This window comes from Sneathiella aquimaris (assembly GCF_026409565.1).
Taxonomy (GTDB): Bacteria; Pseudomonadota; Alphaproteobacteria; order Sneathiellales; family Sneathiellaceae; genus Sneathiella; species Sneathiella aquimaris.
Genome location: NZ_CP112881.1, coordinates 2,915,748 through 2,933,306, shown reverse-complemented (window position 1 = coordinate 2,933,306; position 17,559 = coordinate 2,915,748). Strand labels below are relative to the sequence as shown.

Below are 17,559 nucleotides of genomic sequence, written 5' to 3'. Positions count from 1 at the left end.
ACAGCCTTTTATTCGTTTGTCGATAAAAGCAGATACAGGCACTATCAAAGAAAATAAAACTCACTAGAAGGTGGCTGCGAAATGAACTTTTACAAAACTGATGAAACCTTCAATCCAATTGAGTTGTCCGATTGGGTCGCTCCTGATTGTCACGGTCTCAATTTCTATGACATTGATCTATCGCTTCGGCAGTTATTGAACCTGTATATGCCAAAGGATTTGCAGGCTCACATGGAGTCACATTTTCGACGTCTTGGCGCTTTGGCGGGCAACGAAATGGACATTTGGTCCCGTGATGCTGATCGACATAGTCCACAGCTTCATACTCGCGATGCCCGTGGAAGAAACGAAGACTGGGTCGAATTTCACCCGTCCTACCGTAAGATGGAACAGGTCGCGTTCGAAGATTTTGGGCTACATGCCATGAGTAATCGCAGCGGTGTATTGGGCTGGCAGGACAAGGTGCCACCGGTCGCCAAATATGTGTTCCAGTATCTTTTTGGGCAATCGGAATTTGGCCAGTTATGTCCAATCTCGGCCACGGAAACAACAGCCATGTTGATTAACCGGTATGGCGACGAAAAAATACGGGAGCTGTTCTTCAATAAAATGGTGTCGCAGGATATGGATCAACTCCTGAAAGGGGGGCAATTCATGACAGAAAAGCCGGGCGGTTCCGATGTGTCGAACACAGCGCTGCAGGCTCGTTTTGAAGATGGAGAGTGGCGCGTTTATGGTGAGAAGTGGTTTTGCTCTTGCGCGGATGCTGATGTGATCTTGATGCTTGCCCGTCCAGAAGGCGCGCCTTCTGGCAACGCTGGTATTGGATTGTTCGCGCTTCCGCGGCATCTTGAAGATGGCAGCCGCAATCGATATCGGCTTGTGCGGTTGAAGAATAAAATGGGCAGTAAATCCATGGCATCAGCCGAAATCATCTTTGAGGGCGCAACTGTTTATCCATTGGGGGACGTTGGGGCTCACGAAAATCGTGGGTTAAAAATGATGATGGATCAGGTGAATATGTCCCGGCTGTCCCATGGTGTCCGGGCTGCATCAATGATGCGGCGTTGTTTGAACGAGTCTCTGGCGGTGGCAGGATATCGCCGCGCTTTTGGCGGAAAGTTGATTGAAAAACCCCTGTTGCGGCGACAGTTAATGAAGCTAATGGTGCCGACCGAGCAGGCGCTCTCGCTTTATCTGTACACCGCAAAGATGATGGAGGCAGGGGACGCTGGTGATAAGAAGGCGGCACGGATGACCCGTATTCTGACCCCATTGCTGAAGTACCGGACCGCCAGAGACAACGTGCGTGTGGCGACAGGCGCAATGGAGATCCGCGGTGGAAACGGATATATTGAAGACTGGGTAAATCCGCGTCTTGTAAGAGACGCTCATCTCGGCGTTTTGTGGGAGGGGACTTCCAACATCAACTCGCTGGATGTGGTTAATCGGGCCGTCGCCAAAGTCGGAGCCCATGTTGACTTAGGGGAGGGGCTGTCGGATCTGATCGATGGCACTAAAGAAATACCGGGTCAGTTCGCAGGGCAGCTCAAGGGGCTGGTGGATCAAGCGATCAATCTGGCTGAAACGGTCGCAAAGGAAGGGCGGGAAACGCTTGCGCGTAAAGCGTCGACTGCCTTGTTTCATGTGACAACAGCCACTTTGATGGCGTCTGAAGGCGCGCGTTTGGGCGCAGAGGGCGGAGATGCGCGTCGGTTGCTTCTGTCGCGGATGATTACAGATCATAAGTTGGGACAAGCAAGTCCTTTGTCGGCCGAGGCAGGACAGTTTGATGAGCAGGCAACTGATTGTCTTCTGAATGATGCGCCGGTTTTACTTGAAGATGCCCGTCAAATTCTGACACTCTAATTCTTGGATATTTTGAGGATCAATAATGCTACAGCAAAGCCGACTGAAAAAGCGGGAAGAACGCACTCTGGAAGATTGGGTGCCTGAAGATTGCCATGGTCTGAATTTCTTTGAAATTGATCAGAGCCTGCAGGATGTCATGGAAATTTATCTTCCTGAAGATCTTCGGGAGCATATGCGACCGGTGTTTCACAATCTGGGGGAAATTGCAGGCAATCGTTTGGACGAGTTATCAAGAATAGCGGATCGTCATATCCCGGTTTTACATCCGCGGGATGCCCGGGGACGGGACCGAGAATGGATCGAGTTTCATCCTGCCTATCGTGAAATGGAGAAAATCGCCTATGGGGATTTTGGTATTCATTGCATGTCCCATAAGGCAGGTGTCCACGGCTGGCCTGAAAAAATGCCCCCCATGGCCAAGTATATTTTCACCTATTTGTTCACTCAGGCGGAATTTGGCCTGATGTGTCCCATTTCGGTGACGGATACATCCTATGGGTTGCTTGCAAAGCATGGACCAAAAGAAGCGATCGACAAGTTTGGCTGGCAGATGCTTAGTCAGGATATGGATGAAATCCATATGGGCGCCCAATTCATGACGGAAAAGGTAGGCGGATCAGAAGTTGCCAATCTTGAAGTGACAGCCAAAAATGAAGATGGGGTTTGGCGCTTGTATGGAGACAAATGGTTCTGTTCCTGCGCCGATGCGGAAGTTGCACTGGTTCTTGCTCGCCCGGAAGGGGCTCCCGCAGGCAACCGTGGTTTAGCGATTTTTGCGGTACCGCGGCATTTGGAAAGTGGGGATAGGAACGGTTACAGGATTGTTCGGTTAAAGGATAAAATGGGAACCAAATCCATGGCGTCGGGTGAAATCATTTTTGATGGAGCGATTGGTTACCCCTTTGGGGATGTGGGGGCCAAACCCAACCCGGGGCTGCGGCAAATGATGGATCAGGTCGTTATGTCCCGACTTTCCCATGGGGTGCGGGCGGCAGGTATGATGCGGCGCTGCCTGAACGAGGCCCTGATGGTTGCACAAAATCGGGAAGTATTTGACGAGGAAATTCTGAAAAAACCGTTGATGCGTCGGCAGTTATTGAAGCTCATGCTGCCAACCGAGCAAGCATTGTCCATGATGATGCATGTTGCGACCCAGCTTTACAAATCTGATCAGGGGGATAAGGAGGCTGAAGCACTTAACCGTATTTTGACACCTTTATTGAAATTCAGAACCTGCCGGGACAATGTTGAGGTTGCTGGCGGTGCCCTGGAAGTGCGGGGGGGATGTGGCTTTATTGAAGACTGGGTTAATCCAAAGCTTGTTCGCGATGCTTACACGGGGCTTCTGTGGGAAGGAACATCCAATATAAATGCCCTTGATATTACAACCCGAGCCGTAGCAAAGGCCCGGGCTCATCTGCCATTAGCTGAGGATCTGAAAGCCCGTCTTGATAAAGCTGACGGGGTGCCGGGGCAATATGCGGGAGAACTGTCGGGCCTGATAGACCGGGCACGGGATTTTGCCGAGGAAGTTGCGGATACCCAAAATGAAACATTGGCCCGTCAGGCGTCAAATGCCCTGTATCATGCAACAACGGCAACGCTTTTTGCAATTGAAGGCGCCGCTTTGGGGGCGGCCGGTAAGGACGCGCGCCGACTGCTGCTTTCCCGTCTGGTCATTGACAGCAAATTAAAACCCTTCGATCCATTGCGCCAGGGGGAAGGCCGGTTTGAAGTAGAGGCAGGAAATTGCCTGTTGTCCGGAGAAAAGGTGACGTTGGAACGAGCATCTGACTTACTGTCACTGTAATTCGAAGATACAAACAGAACAGAACTGAGGAATAATATCCGAGGAAAACAGCGCCTGAATGGCGCTGTTTTTTCTAACGTGTCAATTTGTCGCGCTGATTTGATGATTTTTGTTTTTCTTGAAAAAGGTGAGGAAAACCGGGCTTCCTGGGAGGCGTTACCTTTAGCGCCCAGCGATAATTGATCCCTGCGACATCCTACCGCATTGAGGCATTAAGGGGACGGGTCGATGATCGGGGTGTGGAGATGAGCGGGAGATAAGGATGGATATTATGGCCCCAGAAAATACAATCGAGCGTAAAAAAGTAACAGGTCAGGCTTTTGATGCTTCTGTATCTGACGGATGCACGAAGTTTAAGTTTACGGCAGGGCAGGGCAATCAGCCAAAGACTGATTATTGTTCTAACTGTGCGGCTCATGAATTGGCCCTTTGTTCCGCTCTTCAAGGTGAAGAACTCATTGAATTTGGAAATGACAGCACCCACAAGACCCTCAAGCCCGGTCAAATGCTATTTAGCGAATATGACGAAGCAAATAATTTCTATACCGTCGTTTCTGGTGAAATCAGATTATCCAGAATGCTTGATGATGGCAGGCGTCAGATTACCGGCTTTAAATCAATCGGTGATTTTGTAGGTCTTAGTGCAGGCAAGCAATACACGGTTGATGCTGAAGCGATCGATGAAGTGGTTGTTTGTCAGTTTAACGTTGGCCGGTTGAACCGGTCCATGAAGGAGCATGTGGAAATTCAATCTCGCCTTATGCAGATGATGCAGGCGGAGGTGATCAGTCTGCAGGATCATATGCTTCTGCTTGGACGCAAAACGCCTGTTGAGAAGATCGCTAATTTTTTATACGAACGGGCGCAAAAGAAATTTAAACGCATTGGTAAGATTGAAGAAACAAATTCGGTCGTTCTTAAATTGCCTATGAGCCGCACAGATATTGCAGACTTTCTTGGTCTGACAATTGAAACTGTGAGCCGGACCATTACCAAGCTGCGTAAGCAAGGGGTTATCTCTTTAATCTCATCTCAGGAAATCGAAATTCATGATCTTAGCGAGCTTCATTTGCTTGCGGACGGCGAAGGCTAAGCGGGAAAAGGGAATGACTGATAATCTGGCCAGAAAATATGACGCCCCTGTGCCGCGTTATACAAGCTATCCAACGGCTCCGCATTTTCAGCCAATGGAGGACGGCGAAGAATACGGGGGGTGGTTGCAAACGTTGAACAGGGATACAGCGTTATCACTGTATCTGCACGTTCCTTTTTGTCGGCAGATGTGCTGGTATTGCGGTTGTAATACCAAAATTTCGCAAAAAGATGAGCCAATTGCCCAATATGCAGCCGCGTTGAGGGCTGAATTGGCAACGGTCATTAAGGCATTGCCCGGACGTTTTAAAGTATCCCATGTCCATTGGGGGGGCGGCACGCCAAGTATTCTCGCGCCTGATGATTTCACCAGCATCATGAACATGATCAATACCTATTTTGATTATTCGGAAAACGCTGAACGGGCCATTGAGATTGACCCTCGTACACTTGATGCCTCTGTTGTTGAGGCGATGGTTGCGGGCGGCATCAATCGTGCGAGCCTTGGAGTGCAGGATTTTAACATTAATGTTCAAAGAGCGATTAATCGCGTCCAGTCGTTTGAAACCACAAAAGCGGCAGTGGATAGTCTTCGGGTTAATGGTATCGAACGTTTGAATTTTGATCTTATGTATGGCTTGCCCTTACAAACCGTCGAAGATGTTCGCAAGACAGTTGCCTTGTCTCATTCACTTGAACCAGATCGTATAGCGCTCTTCGGGTATGCCCATGTGCCGTGGATGAAGAAACATATGCGTCTGATTAATGACGCTGATCTACCTGGAACCTCAGAACGGATCGCACAGGCGAAAGCCGCTGCTGATGCTCTTCTTGAGCTGGGATACGTTCAAATTGGACTGGACCATTTCGCCCGGGCGGATGATGACATGAGCCTTGCCTTGAAAAACGGGGAATTACAGCGCAATTTCCAAGGCTACACAACGGATTCCTCTGATGCCTTGATTGGAATTGGAGCGTCGTCAATTGGAAAACTGCCTCAGGGATATGTTCAGAATATTACCAGTATACCGGATTATGAGCGGCGCGTTCTTAATAATGGCTTTGCAATTAGCAAAGGGGTCGCGGTGTCAACGGATGATAAAATGCGCCGTGAGATTATTGAAAGACTGATGTGTGATCTGGCTGTTGATCTGGCTGAGGTCGCCAACCGGTATAACGTAACGCCTGAGTATCTGGACGATGAACTTCTGCGGCTTCGGTCTTTTGAAGAGGATGGCTTGATAGATATTTCGGGGCGAAAAATTCTTGTTCTGGAAGAAGGGCGGTATTTGGTTCGTACGATTTGTGCGGTTTTTGATACCTATCTTGGAAACGGGCCCGGGAAACACTCGCGGGCAGTTTAGCAAAATTCTAACGAATATAACAAATTGTGCTAAGATTAACCATGCGGGCAATTCACGCGGTTTGTAGACGGAGTGCACACTCTTGACCCAAATCAATGCACGGAGCGCCTGAGGGACATAGTAAAGAGTGGGGGAGTTTGTGTTTTTCAGGCGAGCGTCTGGCAAATTGCGGCTTCTTTAATCTAGCATTAAATGAAAAACAAACGGATGACTGGTATGAACCTGTTATGGATAGCCTTGTCGATCATTGGGGCAATCTTGGGACTTCTGCTTTCTGCCAAAGCACAGGACCAAGGTATGATGATCCATGGCGCAATATTCGCGCTGGCGTCAGTTCTTGCCGCGTATGCCTTGATTTCAAGGCACTACAGCACTGGCAATAAAACTGTCGTAGAAACCGGAGGCGTAAATTATAACATCGAGATCGTAAAAGCCGGTGTTATTGCTTCTACATTCTGGGGAATAGTCGGCTTTTTGGTCGGGGTTGTAATCGCCCTCCAGCTTGCTTTTCCTGAACTAAATCTGGATTTGCCTTGGACAAGTTTTGGGCGCCTGCGGCCATTGCATACGTCCGGCGTGATTTTTGCCTTTGGCGGCAATATCCTGTTGATGACCTCTTTCCATGTTGTGCAGCGGACTTGTAAAGCAAGACTTGCTGGGGACATCGCACCTTGGTTTGTTTTCTGGGGTTATCAGCTGTTTATCGTGCTGGCGGCCTCTGGTTACGTTCTGGGTGTGACTCAGTCCAAAGAATATGCTGAACCAGAATGGTATGTTGATATCTGGCTCACCGCCGTCTGGGTTACCTATTTGTTTGTTTTCCTCGCAACCCTTTGGAAACGTGAAGAAAAGCATATTTATGTGGCGAACTGGTTCTACCTTGCGTTCATCGTCACTGTCGCGATGCTTCATCTGGTGAACAACCTGTCCATGCCGGTTAGCCTTACAGGGGTTAAGAGTTACTCCTTGTTCTCAGGAGTTCAGGACGCGTTGACGCAGTGGTGGTATGGCCATAATGCGGTTGGCTTCTTCCTGACCGCCGGCTTCCTTGGCATCATGTACTACTTCATTCCGAAGCGGGTGAACCGTCCGGTCTATTCATACCGGTTGTCGATCATTCACTTCTGGGCTCTGATTTTCTTATATATCTGGGCCGGACCTCACCACTTGCATTATACAGCATTGCCTGACTGGTCGCAGACACTGGGAATGACATTTTCCATTATCCTCTGGATGCCTTCATGGGGTGGCATGATTAATGGTTTGATGACGTTGTCCGGGGCATGGGACAAGCTAAGAACCGATCCGGTTGTTCGCTTCCTGGTAACATCGGTTGCCTTCTACGGTATGAGTACATTTGAAGGCCCATTAATGTCGATCAAAGCGGTGAATGCGCTCAGCCACTACACGGACTGGACGGTTGGTCATGTGCATTCCGGTGCCCTTGGCTGGGTTGCTTATGTCAGTTTTGGTGCGCTTTACTTCCTCGTTCCTGTTGTTTGGAACCGCAAGTCGCTTTATTCCGACAAACTGGTCAATATGCATTTCTGGATTTCCACGATTGGTATCCTTCTTTACATCACCTCCATGTGGGTTTCAGGTATCCTGCAAGGCTTGATGTGGCGTGCGTATGATGCCTTCGGTTTCCTTGAATATTCGTTCAGTGAAACAGTGGAAGCAATGCATCCATTCTATGTTATTCGGGCGATGGGCGGCGTATTGTTCCTCATTGGCGCGTTGATCATGGCATATAATCTGTGGCGGACTGCACGTGGCGATGTACGGCAATCTGAAGCGGAACAGCTTGTTCCAAATGCCGAATTCGCAGCGGGGAGATAAGTAAATGATTAGTCATAAAGTCATTGAGAAAAACTCCATCCTTATGCTGGTTTTGACCCTTGTGGTTGTCTCCATCGGTGGTTTGATCGAGATTGCTCCACTTTTTTATCTGGAAAGTACCATTGAAAAAGTAAAGGGAATGCGACCCTATAGTCCATTGGAACTGGCGGGTCGTAACATCTATATCCGGGAAGGATGTTATAACTGTCATAGTCAGATGATCCGTCCTCTTCGGGATGAGGCAGAACGCTATGGTCATTACAGCCTGGCAGCGGAAAGTATGTATGACCATCCTTTCCAGTGGGGATCAAAGCGGACAGGACCCGATCTTGCCCGTGTCGGGGGCCGCTATTCTGATGAATGGCATGTCACCCACATGAAAAACCCGCGGGATGTGGTGCCTGAGTCTGTCATGCCAGCTTATTCTTTCCTCGCAAAAACAGAGCTGAATGTTCCTGATATTGCTGGAGATTTGATTGCTAACCGTCGAGTTGGTGTACCTTACACCGATGAAATGATTGCTGTCGCGGAACTTGATTTGCGGACACAGGTTAATCCTGACGCGGATGAAGTCGATGATCTTTTGGCCCGTTACCCCAAAGCGCAAGTGCGCGACTTTGATGGGGATCCAAGTAAAATTTCTGAACTGGACGCACTGATTGCGTACCTGCAGATGCTTGGCACACTGGTCGATTTTACATCTTATGATGCAGAAGCTGGCAAGAGATAGGGGGCCGATATGAGTTTTCAAGAGGTTTCAGTCTTCGCGCAAACATATGGGCTGGTCTATTTGTTTGTGTTGTTTTTGATCGTGGTTGTTTACGCACTTTGGCCGAAGAACAAAGAAAAGTTCGATCATGCAGCCAAGATTCCGCTTGATGAGAAGGAGTAACAATGTCCAAAATTGAAAGAGATGAAGTGTCGGGCACTGATACCACCGGTCATGAGTGGGATGGTATTCGGGAGCTGGATACGCCAATGCCGCGTTGGTGGTTGTGGACATTCTATGCCACAATTTTGTGGGCGATCGGGTACTGGATCGTTATGCCCGCATGGCCGATGGTCAGCGATTACACGAAGGGTTATCTGAATTATTCTTCCCGGGATAATCTGGAAAAAGAAATAGCGGCAATCGAGGAAGGTCGTGCCGATATTGTTCAGACCCTCCAGGATACAGAGATTACGGATGTAAAAACAAATCCTGAACTGTATCAGTTTGCGTTGTCTGGTGGGCGGTCCCATTACGCTGTGAATTGCTCACAGTGCCATGGATCCGGAGCCCAAGGAGCCGCTGGTTTTCCAAATCTGAACGATGACGATTGGTTATGGGGAGGACGTGTTGAAGATATCTATCAAACTATTCAATACGGTATCCGTTCTAACCATGAAGACACGCGTTCTGGTGAAATGCCAGCTTTCTTGACGGATGAAATTCTGGAGAAAGACCAGATTAATGATGTCACAGAATATGTTCTGTCCCTTTCTCAGGAAGGGCGTGACATGGAGAGCGCTGAGCGCGGCAAGGCGATTTTTGCCGAGGAATGTGCAAGCTGCCATGGAGAGAACGCAAAAGGCTCAACTGAATTGGGTGCGCCTAATCTGACAGACGCTATCTGGTTTTATGGTGGTGATAAAAACACGATTGCCAGAACAATCGCAAAGGGTCGGGCAAATGTTATGCCCGCTTGGGCAGATCGACTGGATGATACGGTTATCCGCCAGATTACCCTTTACGTACACTCATTGGGCGGTGGTCAATAAGCCGCCCTTTGAAAGAAGTCCGACTATCTGATGCTAGATAAGTGTGTGCGTCTCCTGTGAGACGCACACCGACTGGAGTAAAACCGTGGTGCACACACCCGTGGAAAAAGTTGACGTTCAAGCCGTCAATAAAAAAGAAAACCGGTCCCTTTACAAGAAACGCGAGAAAATCCAACCCAAACGGGCGACCGGTAAATTTCGGCGTCTTAAGTGGATTATTATGGGGATTACTCTGGCAATTTACTATATCACCCCTTGGATCCGTTGGGATCGGGGTGTTGGCGCCCCTGATCAGGCCGTCCTGGTTGATTTTCATCATAACCGGTTTTACTTCTTCTTTATCGAGCTGTGGCCACAGGAAGTCTATTATATCACGGGGATATTGATCCTTTCCGCACTGGCCCTTTTTCTGGTTACGTCGTTATTTGGCCGCGCATGGTGCGGTTACTCCTGTCCACAAACTGTCTGGACAGATTTGTTTATTTTCGTCGAACGGGCAATCGAGGGTGATCGAAATGCGCGTCTGAAGCTTGATAAGGCAAAAATGACCGGTGGCAAATTTGCAAAACGGTTTGTCAAACATAGCGTCTGGTTGCTTATTGGGTTGCTGACAGGCGGTGCATGGGTTTTTTATTTTGCAGATGCGCCGACCCTGTTAAAAGAACTTCTGGTAGGAGAAGCGCAGGTTATCGCTTACTCCAGTGTGGCAGTCCTGACAGCCACGACTTATGTTTTTGGCGGATTGATGCGCGAACAGGTATGCACCTATATGTGCCCTTGGCCGCGTATCCAGGGGGCTATGGTTGATGAGGAAACCCTGACGGTTACCTATCATGCACCCCGCGGTGAACCTCGCGGCCCTCATAAGAAAAATGATACATGGGAAGGCCGCGGACACTGTATCGACTGTAACCAGTGTGTTGCGGTCTGCCCGATGGGGATTGATATCCGCGACGGTGCCCAGTTGGAATGTATTACTTGCGCCCTATGTATTGATGCATGTGATAGTGTGATGGAAAAGGTTGGCCTTCCAAAAGGGTTAATCAGTTATGATACCCATGAAGGGCAATTCGATAAGACGCCGGATAAAAAGCTAAAGGTTCGTCTGATCCGTCCCCGGACGCTTGCCTATGTTGCTCTGTTGTCTGTTGTGGGCGGGGTTATGCTGTTTACATTGCTGAACCGGTCGGTTTTGGATGTGAACGTGATCCGCGATCGGAACCCACTGTTTGTTACCCTTTCGGACGGGCAAATTCGAAACGGATATACGGTCAAGATTTTAAACAAAATACATGAAGACCGGCGGTTTCAGATAACCATTGAAGGGCTACCCAATTCATCGGCCTGGTTACAGGTAGAAGGCCCAAGACACCCTGAAATGATTGTCCCTGTGCCGGGTGATGCTTTGTCCAGTGTGAAACTGTTTGTTTCAGCCCCTGACAGTGATTTGACGGACAGCAGTCAGGATATTTCGATCGTTGTAAAAGACCTCATGAATGGACTGACTGAAATTCAGAAAACAACCTTTAAAGGACCGAAATAATGGAGTCAGCGATCCCTCGTAAACTCAAAGGCATTCATGTTTTTTACATGTTGGCTGGATTTTTTGGCGTCATGTTCGCGGTGAACGGTGTCTTCGTTTATTTCGCACTGACCAGTTTTTCCGGTATTTCTGTGCAGGATGCCTATAAAAAAGGTCTGTCTTATAATGAAGAGATTTCCCGCTTTGAGGATCAACAAGCACGCGGCTGGAAGACTGATCTGGTCGTTGACATTCTGGAAGACAAAAAAGTATTCCTTTCTTTAACTGTTTCCGACAAGCAAAATCAGAAGGTCAACGATATCGGAGCGTTCCTGTTGGTCAGCCGACCTGCAAGAGAAGACAAGGATCAGGTTTTTACTATGGTTCCGACCCGTTCAGGGTTTGAGTTGGAAACCACGTTTGCTGAGCCGGGCCAATGGGATCTGCTGATTACGCTGAAAGGTGGCGGATTTGACAAACCTTACCGTGTGGAGAAACGGATATGGGTGAAGTAACGCAGCCTTCCCAAAGCCTCTTATCCTCAAACGTCTTTCGGGACGGGGGTGGAAACTGTTGTGCTGGCGGGGCAATTGCCTTGGCCCGTTCATCGGGTCCGCAAGCCGATTACTTGGATTTCGTATCGGCAGATCCCAAGGCTTTTGTGACCCATGATGAAGATGGGTATGCGATGTTGCATCTTCTTGTGGAAAATATGCATTGCGCCAATTGTATTCGCAGTATTGAAAAGGCCTTGAACCGTCAGGAAGCGGTTCTCGATGGTCGGGTTAATTTCTCTACTCGACGCTTGCTGGTGCGCTGGGATGAAAACGCCGCGGAAGCGGCTGATATCGTCAAGCCCGTTATTGATCTTGGGTATCCACTGACCCCCTATAACGCAGAAATGATGCAGTCGGCCTCTGAGGATGAGGATCGCCGCCTTTTAAAAGCACTGGGTGTCGCTGGCTTCGCCGCCATGAACGTTATGCTTTTGTCTGTTTCGGTTTGGGCGGGGCTGTTTTCTGAGGATATGGGGGTCGCAACCCGTGATTTTATGCATTGGATTTCCGCACTGATTGCGATGCCCGCCGTTGCATATTCTGGTCAGGTCTTCTTTCAGTCTGCAATCGGTGCATTGCGGGCGGGTCGCCTTAATATGGATGTCCCTATTTCCCTGGCAGTTATATTGGCCACTGGAATGAGCCTGGCGGAGACAATTCAAAGCGGTGAATATGCCTATTTTGATGCTGCTGTAACCCTTCTGTTCTTCCTGCTGATTGGACGTTTCCTGGATAACCGGGCGCGAAGTAAAGCCCGCTCAGCAGCGGAGCGCCTATTGTTAATGAAAGCGGTTGCCGCCACTGTTGTAGAGGAAGACGGTTCCCATAAATCCATACCAGTAGACGCAGTGACGCCGGGGACCTGTGTTCATGTGGCTGTTGGTGACCGGTTCCCGATTGATGGAGATATCATTCTGGGCCGAACCAGTATTGATAATAGTCTGGTGACCGGCGAAAGTCTTCCTGAAGAGGCCGGGATTGGCGCTTCTGTTTTTGCAGGCACCTTAAACCTGACGGGACCCGTTCAGGTGAAGGCCACGAAAACCGGCGATAATACCCTTCTTGGGGATATTGTCCGACTTATGGAAAATGCCGAACAGGGCCGGGCGAAATATGTACGGCTTGCCGACCGGGTCGCAGAATATTATGCCCCTGTTGTTCATATTCTGGCTGCCCTGACATTTGCGGGATGGTGGTTGCTTGGAAATGACTGGCAATTGTCGCTGTTGCAGGCGGTCGCGGTTCTGATCATTACCTGTCCTTGCGCTTTGGGGCTGGCTGTTCCTGTCGTACAGGTCGTTGCCAGTGGCCGTTTGCTGGGAAAAGGTATTTTGGTAAAGGCCGCAGATGGCCTGGAAAAGCTGGCCAAGGTTGATACCATTGTTTTTGATAAAACAGGGACGCTGACGGAAGGGCGACTCGAATTTATTAATGGCGGCACTGTCACCGATGAGGATTTGAAACTCGCCGCTGATATAGCGCTGACCAGTCGCCACCCTTTGGCGCAGGCCGTGGTTCGTGCCGCGGGCGGTGCAACTGGATGCGAAGGTGTTACAGAACATCCGGGCGCCGGATTGGCGGTTGATTTCGGTGACGGGGAAATTCGGCTGGGAAGCCGTGAATGGTGTGGTGTCGATGGTGAAAATGCACCGATCCCTACCGGGCCTGAAATGTGGCTGAAGCGCCCATGTTCTGACGCGGTTCAGTTTTCTTTTTCAGATCGCTTGCGTGAGGATGCTCGAAAAACGATTTCACAACTTAAATCGATGGGGTTACGGATCGAGCTTTTGTCCGGTGACAGAAATGAAGTAGCCTCGGAAATTGCCCATGCCGCCGGTATTGATTATTGGAAAGCGGGGATAAAGCCTGAAGGTAAAGTTGCGCATCTGGAAGCCTTGAAAGAGCAGGGATCCATAGTAATGATGGTGGGTGATGGCCTGAATGACGCGCCTGCCCTGGCGGCGGCCCACGTTTCCATGTCGCCGTCAACGGCCTCAGATATCAGCCAAACTGCTGCAGACTTTGTGTTTCAGGGGCGCTATCTTGGGGCGGTTGTAGAGGCAGTTAAAGTTGCCCGGCTATCGCATCGCCTCGTGATTCAGAATTTCGGTTTGGCCTTTCTGTATAACGCTATTGCGGTTCCATTGGCCGTGATGGGTTTTGTAACCCCCTTGTTTGCCTCTATCGCAATGTCAGCGTCCTCTTTGGTTGTTGTGTTCAATTCCATGCGTCTGAAATTGTCGGATAAAAAGGATATGGTATGAGTGCCCTGATTTACCTGATCCCGATTGCGTTATTCATGGGGGGGCTTGGCTTGGCAGCCTTCTTATGGAGCTTAAAATCCGGTCAGTATGATGATCTGGATGGCGCCGCCAACCGGATTTTATTTGATGAAGACGAAGACTAGATTTTTTCGGCGATCAAAACATCGTCCTGCGGGAAGCGTGGGCCTTTGATTGTTTCGTTCCCTGGTGCTGGCTGCCTGGGAATGTTAAATGAACATATCAAAGAGAACGCGGCCATTGCTGTCCCGGCCAGAAAAACACTGGCGGGTGACGTCAACCACAAAATACCAAACAGAACCGGTATGACCACCGCGGCGATGTGGTTGATGGTAAAGCTGACACTCGCCGTGGAAGCCATGTCTTTCGGGTCGGCGATCTTCTGGAAATAGCTTTTGATGCCGATCGCAAAAGCAAAGAATAAATGGTCAACGACATACAGTCCGGCCGCCAGATTGCTATCTTCTACAAACGCGTAGCCAGTAAACACCATCATGAGACCAACATATTCAAAAATAAGAGCCTTTCTTTCACCCCAATGGGAAATCAGGCGACCAATTTTAGGTGCTAGAAAAATATTGATGGCATGGTTCAAAAGGTAAAGGGCCGTAATGGTGGATATGGCGTATCCAAATTTTTCGACCATCATAAAGCCTGCAAAAACCATAAATATCTGCCGCCGCGCACCAGACAGGAAGGTCAGGGCGTAATATAGCCAATAGCGTTTTCTCAACACAATGGTTTTGGTTTGATGCACTTTGGTTTCAAATAACGGGTAGGCCGACCAGGTGATCAAAGCGGTAAAGACAGCAACACCACCGCCTAACGCATAAATGATGGCAAAATCCAGTCCAGCAAATTTTGTCGCACAATAAATCAAGCCGTAAACGGCAAGTGAGGCAAATGCCTGTGCCGATATTTGACGGCCCATAACAAGTGGCGTACGTTCTTTTGAAACAAGTTGTAAGGTCAGGGATTGCCGTAGGGTTTCGTGATAGTGAAAACCAACAGACATGAGAATTGTGGTCAGGTAGAAGCCTATCTCTGACGGAAACAGCCCTGTAATTGCGACACCAATCCCGAAAACGAGCAACGAAATCATCAGCAGGCGCTGTTCAGCAATAATCAAAAGGACAAAGATAACGGTAAAGGCCAATAATCCCGGAACTTCACGTAAGGATTGCAGGATGCCGATTTCACGGCCAGTGAAATTGATGGCGTCAACGGCGAAATTGTTGAGCAAAGCAAGCCACGTTGCAAAGCCCGCGCCCCACCCCGCAGCGGTGACCATGAGAAGATATTCTGGTTTTTGCCATTGTTTTACTGTCATGCATTTTATCCGGGATTAAAAGTTGTGACAGAAAGTGTATCAAATTCTGTGACCGTCTATCTTTCGACAAAAAGTCAATTTATGCCTTAAAACGGACAAATTGAAGCGCCTTATTGCTGATCTGTTCGCTAAATAATCACAGTGATGTCGACTAGCCGTTTCATTCCTGCACTGTTAGTATGGTGAGAACATGTTGTTTGGAAAGTGAGTTTATGGCGGTTTGGGGAAAGATATTCGGCGGTGCAGCAGGTCTTTTGCTCGGTGGCCCTTTGGGCGCTCTCGTGGGCGGTATTGCTGGACATGTCGTTGATAAATATAGAGAAGGCCCTGATTCAGAGGGAGACAGTGTTGCAGATGGTGGGGGGCTAAAGCAGGTCGCCTTCACAATTGCTGTTATCGCGCTTGGCGCCAAGCTTGCAAAAGCTGATGGTGTTGTGACCCGGGACGAGGTTGACGCGTTCAAGCGCGTTTTTCGTATCCCGCCGGAAGAACAGAAAAATTTTGCAAAGGTCTTCGATCGGGCGCGGCAAAGCACAGCTGGCTACGAGGGGTATGCCCAGCAGGTCGAAAAGATGTTCCGTGACACGCCTCAGGTTATGGAAGATTTGCTACATGGTTTGTTTTCCATTGCAATGGCCGATGGGGTTCTTCATCCAGATGAATATGCTTACTTGAAAAATATTGCCCTAATTTTCGGTTTTAGCGATGACGATTTTGATCGTTTCCGGGGATATCATGTGGGTGAAGACGTCCGGGACCCTTATCAAATCCTCGGGGTGACCAAAGATATCTCGGACGCGGATCTGAAGAAAGCCTATCGGGCGTTAATCAGGGATAATCATCCGGACAAAGTCATGGCACAGGGGTTGCCGCAGGAATTTGTCGATGTGGCCAATGAAAAATTGGCAATTATAAATAGCGCTTATGACGAGCTTTGCAAGCATCGCAATATTTAGAGATGGCGGACACAGACATTAACATCCTCTGGCACCCCTCTCCTAACTTCAATCAAAGGCGCGATAAAAAAACGCCGACCATCCTGGTGCAGCATTATACGGGCATGAAAAATACGCAGGAAGCGCTCGCACGATTATGTGATCCAAAGGTTGAGGTAAGTGCGCATTATCTCATCGATGAAGAGGGTGCCGTTTATCAATTAGTGGATGAAAAGAAGCGGGCCTGGCATGCTGGTCTTGGGAGTTGGCGGGGCGAAACGGATATCAATTCAGCCTCCATCGGGATTGAAATCGTTAATCCGGGGCACGAATTCGGGTATCGTCAGTTTTCTGAGAGACAGATGCAATCGGTTATTTCGCTTTCCAAATCGATTGTTGAGCGGCATCAGATTGCCAGTTTTAATGTCATTGGACATTCTGACCTTGCCCCGGGACGAAAACAGGATCCCGGAGAATTGTTTGACTGGAAGCGCTTGGCTGAAAACGGGGTCGGATTGTGGCCTGAAGCGGTTCAAAGCGAAGGGCCCGTTTCCGACGACGACTTTCGGCATGCTCTGGATGTTATCGGATATGAGGTAGGAAGTGAAAATCTACAGGATGTGACAGCTGCGTTTCAGCGTCACTGGCGACAGGAGAAAGTGGACGGTATTGCTGATGCGGAAACCCGTATAATGGCCAAATCCATACAAAACTGCGTCCTTCGCTTGACCAATTGAGCAGACAGGGGTAAGCAGGGCATACCAGATGGCTGGATGATCGCTGCCCCGATATGGGGGAGAGGAAAGTCCGGGCTCCACGGAAATACGGTGCCGGTTAATGGCCGGCGGGGGTGACCTTAGGGAAAGTGCCACAGAAAGCAAACCGCCTGTTTTTACAGGTAAGGGTGAAAGGGTGCGGTAAGAGCGCACCGCGCGTCTGGTAACAGAGGCGGCACGGTAAACCCCACCGGGAGCAAAACCAAATAGGGACGGCCGATGTAGGGATGTATGTCTGCTACGTAAGCTGGTTTTCCGAGCTGCTGTCCGGGTTGGTTGCTTGAGGTGTTTGGTAACAGGCACCCTAGACGAATGATCATCCATCGAGAAATCGAGGACAAAACCCGGCTTACAGGCCATCTGGTCTTTATCATGTCTTGATACACTTGATGCCTTTCAGGGACAGATTTATAAGGGTA

General features: G+C 49.2%; 15 protein-coding genes and 1 other RNA gene. 15 read left to right on the top strand and 1 reads right to left on the bottom strand.

The features are described 5' to 3' along the window. Positions 1–81 precede the first annotated feature (81 nt). The 12 genes from OIR97_RS13770 (at position 82) to ccoS (ending at position 14,224) form a co-directional block, all read left to right on the top strand. Positions 82–1,869 (top strand): acyl-CoA dehydrogenase family protein, encoded by a 1,788-nt coding sequence (locus tag OIR97_RS13770; protein WP_169542837.1) that lies wholly within the window; start codon positions 82–84, stop codon positions 1,867–1,869. Positions 1,870–1,894: 25 nt separating this feature from the next. Continuing rightward, positions 1,895–3,682 (top strand): acyl-CoA dehydrogenase family protein, encoded by a 1,788-nt coding sequence (locus OIR97_RS13765; RefSeq protein WP_169542836.1) that lies wholly within the window; start codon positions 1,895–1,897, stop codon positions 3,680–3,682. A gap of 262 nt (positions 3,683–3,944) precedes the next feature. Beyond that, entirely contained in the window at positions 3,945–4,775 is an 831-nt protein-coding gene (locus OIR97_RS13760; RefSeq protein ID WP_169542835.1) for a Crp/Fnr family transcriptional regulator, read from the top strand. A 13-nt stretch (positions 4,776–4,788) separates the two neighbouring features. Beyond that, positions 4,789–6,138 carry an oxygen-independent coproporphyrinogen III oxidase gene (gene hemN / locus OIR97_RS13755; protein WP_169542834.1) on the top strand — a complete coding sequence of 450 codons (1,350 nt, stop codon included), beginning with the start codon at positions 4,789–4,791 and terminating at the stop codon, positions 6,136–6,138. Between the two features lie 216 nt (positions 6,139–6,354). Beyond that, complete coding sequence (ccoN, locus tag OIR97_RS13750) at positions 6,355–7,977, top strand: cytochrome-c oxidase, cbb3-type subunit I (protein WP_246201876.1); 1,623 nt, start codon at positions 6,355–6,357, stop codon at positions 7,975–7,977. A 4-nt stretch (positions 7,978–7,981) separates the two neighbouring features. Next, positions 7,982–8,707: a cytochrome-c oxidase, cbb3-type subunit II gene (gene ccoO / locus OIR97_RS13745; protein WP_169542832.1), complete on the top strand. Its 726-nt coding sequence runs from the start codon at positions 7,982–7,984 to the stop codon at positions 8,705–8,707. A gap of 9 nt (positions 8,708–8,716) precedes the next feature. Then, on the top strand, positions 8,717–8,869 hold the full coding sequence (locus OIR97_RS13740) for a cbb3-type cytochrome oxidase subunit 3 (RefSeq protein WP_169542831.1): 153 nt from the start codon (positions 8,717–8,719) through the stop codon (positions 8,867–8,869). Between the two features lie 2 nt (positions 8,870–8,871). Then, the gene (gene ccoP / locus OIR97_RS13735; protein WP_169542830.1) at positions 8,872–9,738 is read left to right on the top strand and encodes a cytochrome-c oxidase, cbb3-type subunit III; all 867 of its coding nucleotides are present in this window, start codon (positions 8,872–8,874) and stop codon (positions 9,736–9,738) included. Positions 9,739–9,826: 88 nt separating this feature from the next. Further along, positions 9,827–11,281 (top strand): cytochrome c oxidase accessory protein CcoG, encoded by a 1,455-nt coding sequence (gene ccoG / locus OIR97_RS13730; protein WP_169544238.1) that lies wholly within the window; start codon positions 9,827–9,829, stop codon positions 11,279–11,281. Beyond that, on the top strand, positions 11,281–11,775 hold the full coding sequence (locus tag OIR97_RS13725; protein ID WP_169542829.1) for a FixH family protein: 495 nt from the start codon (positions 11,281–11,283) through the stop codon (positions 11,773–11,775). The genes ccoG and OIR97_RS13725 overlap by 1 nt, the downstream gene beginning before the upstream one ends. Further along, the gene (locus OIR97_RS13720; protein WP_169542828.1) at positions 11,763–14,081 is read left to right on the top strand and encodes a cation-translocating P-type ATPase; all 2,319 of its coding nucleotides are present in this window, start codon (positions 11,763–11,765) and stop codon (positions 14,079–14,081) included. The genes OIR97_RS13725 and OIR97_RS13720 overlap by 13 nt, the downstream gene beginning before the upstream one ends. After that, a complete protein-coding gene (gene ccoS, locus OIR97_RS13715; RefSeq protein ID WP_169542827.1) occupies positions 14,078–14,224 on the top strand; it encodes a cbb3-type cytochrome oxidase assembly protein CcoS in 147 nt (48 codons plus the stop codon). The genes OIR97_RS13720 and ccoS overlap by 4 nt, the downstream gene beginning before the upstream one ends. On the opposite strand, the gene OIR97_RS13710 is transcribed toward ccoS, so the two are convergent. Continuing rightward, the gene (locus tag OIR97_RS13710) at positions 14,221–15,429 is read right to left on the bottom strand and encodes an MFS transporter (protein WP_169542826.1); all 1,209 of its coding nucleotides are present in this window, start codon (positions 15,427–15,429) and stop codon (positions 14,221–14,223) included. The genes ccoS and OIR97_RS13710 overlap by 4 nt on opposite strands. 212 nt (positions 15,430–15,641) lie before the next feature. Between OIR97_RS13710 and OIR97_RS13705 the strand changes: the two genes are divergently transcribed. The 3 genes from OIR97_RS13705 (at position 15,642) to rnpB (ending at position 17,508) form a co-directional block, all read left to right on the top strand. Beyond that, the gene (locus tag OIR97_RS13705) at positions 15,642–16,385 is read left to right on the top strand and encodes a TerB family tellurite resistance protein (protein ID WP_169542825.1); all 744 of its coding nucleotides are present in this window, start codon (positions 15,642–15,644) and stop codon (positions 16,383–16,385) included. A 2-nt stretch (positions 16,386–16,387) separates the two neighbouring features. Beyond that, positions 16,388–17,101 (top strand): N-acetylmuramoyl-L-alanine amidase, encoded by a 714-nt coding sequence (locus OIR97_RS13700; RefSeq protein WP_169542824.1) that lies wholly within the window; start codon positions 16,388–16,390, stop codon positions 17,099–17,101. A gap of 24 nt (positions 17,102–17,125) precedes the next feature. Continuing rightward, an RNA gene (gene rnpB / locus OIR97_RS13695) (RNase P RNA component class A) lies at positions 17,126–17,508 on the top strand. Positions 17,509–17,559: the final 51 nt, after the last annotated feature.

Bases quoted from the DNA above. Each gene is read 5' to 3' on its own strand.
- OIR97_RS13770 (WP_169542837.1), top strand. From the start codon at position 82: ATGAACTTTTACAAAACTGATGAAACCTTCAATCCAATTGAGTTGTCC.
- OIR97_RS13765 (WP_169542836.1), top strand. From the start codon at position 1,895: ATGCTACAGCAAAGCCGACTGAAAAAGCGGGAAGAACGCACTCTGGAA.
- OIR97_RS13760 (WP_169542835.1), top strand. From the start codon at position 3,945: ATGGATATTATGGCCCCAGAAAATACAATCGAGCGTAAAAAAGTAACA.
- hemN (WP_169542834.1), top strand. From the start codon at position 4,789: ATGACTGATAATCTGGCCAGAAAATATGACGCCCCTGTGCCGCGTTAT.
- ccoN (WP_246201876.1), top strand. From the start codon at position 6,355: ATGAACCTGTTATGGATAGCCTTGTCGATCATTGGGGCAATCTTGGGA.
- ccoO (WP_169542832.1), top strand. From the start codon at position 7,982: ATGATTAGTCATAAAGTCATTGAGAAAAACTCCATCCTTATGCTGGTT.
- OIR97_RS13740 (WP_169542831.1), top strand. From the start codon at position 8,717: ATGAGTTTTCAAGAGGTTTCAGTCTTCGCGCAAACATATGGGCTGGTC.
- ccoP (WP_169542830.1), top strand. From the start codon at position 8,872: ATGTCCAAAATTGAAAGAGATGAAGTGTCGGGCACTGATACCACCGGT.
- OIR97_RS13725 (WP_169542829.1), top strand. From the start codon at position 11,281: ATGGAGTCAGCGATCCCTCGTAAACTCAAAGGCATTCATGTTTTTTAC.
- OIR97_RS13720 (WP_169542828.1), top strand. From the start codon at position 11,763: ATGGGTGAAGTAACGCAGCCTTCCCAAAGCCTCTTATCCTCAAACGTC.
- ccoS (WP_169542827.1), top strand. From the start codon at position 14,078: ATGAGTGCCCTGATTTACCTGATCCCGATTGCGTTATTCATGGGGGGG.
- OIR97_RS13710 (WP_169542826.1), bottom strand. From the start codon at position 15,429: ATGACAGTAAAACAATGGCAAAAACCAGAATATCTTCTCATGGTCACC.
- OIR97_RS13705 (WP_169542825.1), top strand. From the start codon at position 15,642: ATGGCGGTTTGGGGAAAGATATTCGGCGGTGCAGCAGGTCTTTTGCTC.
- OIR97_RS13700 (WP_169542824.1), top strand. From the start codon at position 16,388: ATGGCGGACACAGACATTAACATCCTCTGGCACCCCTCTCCTAACTTC.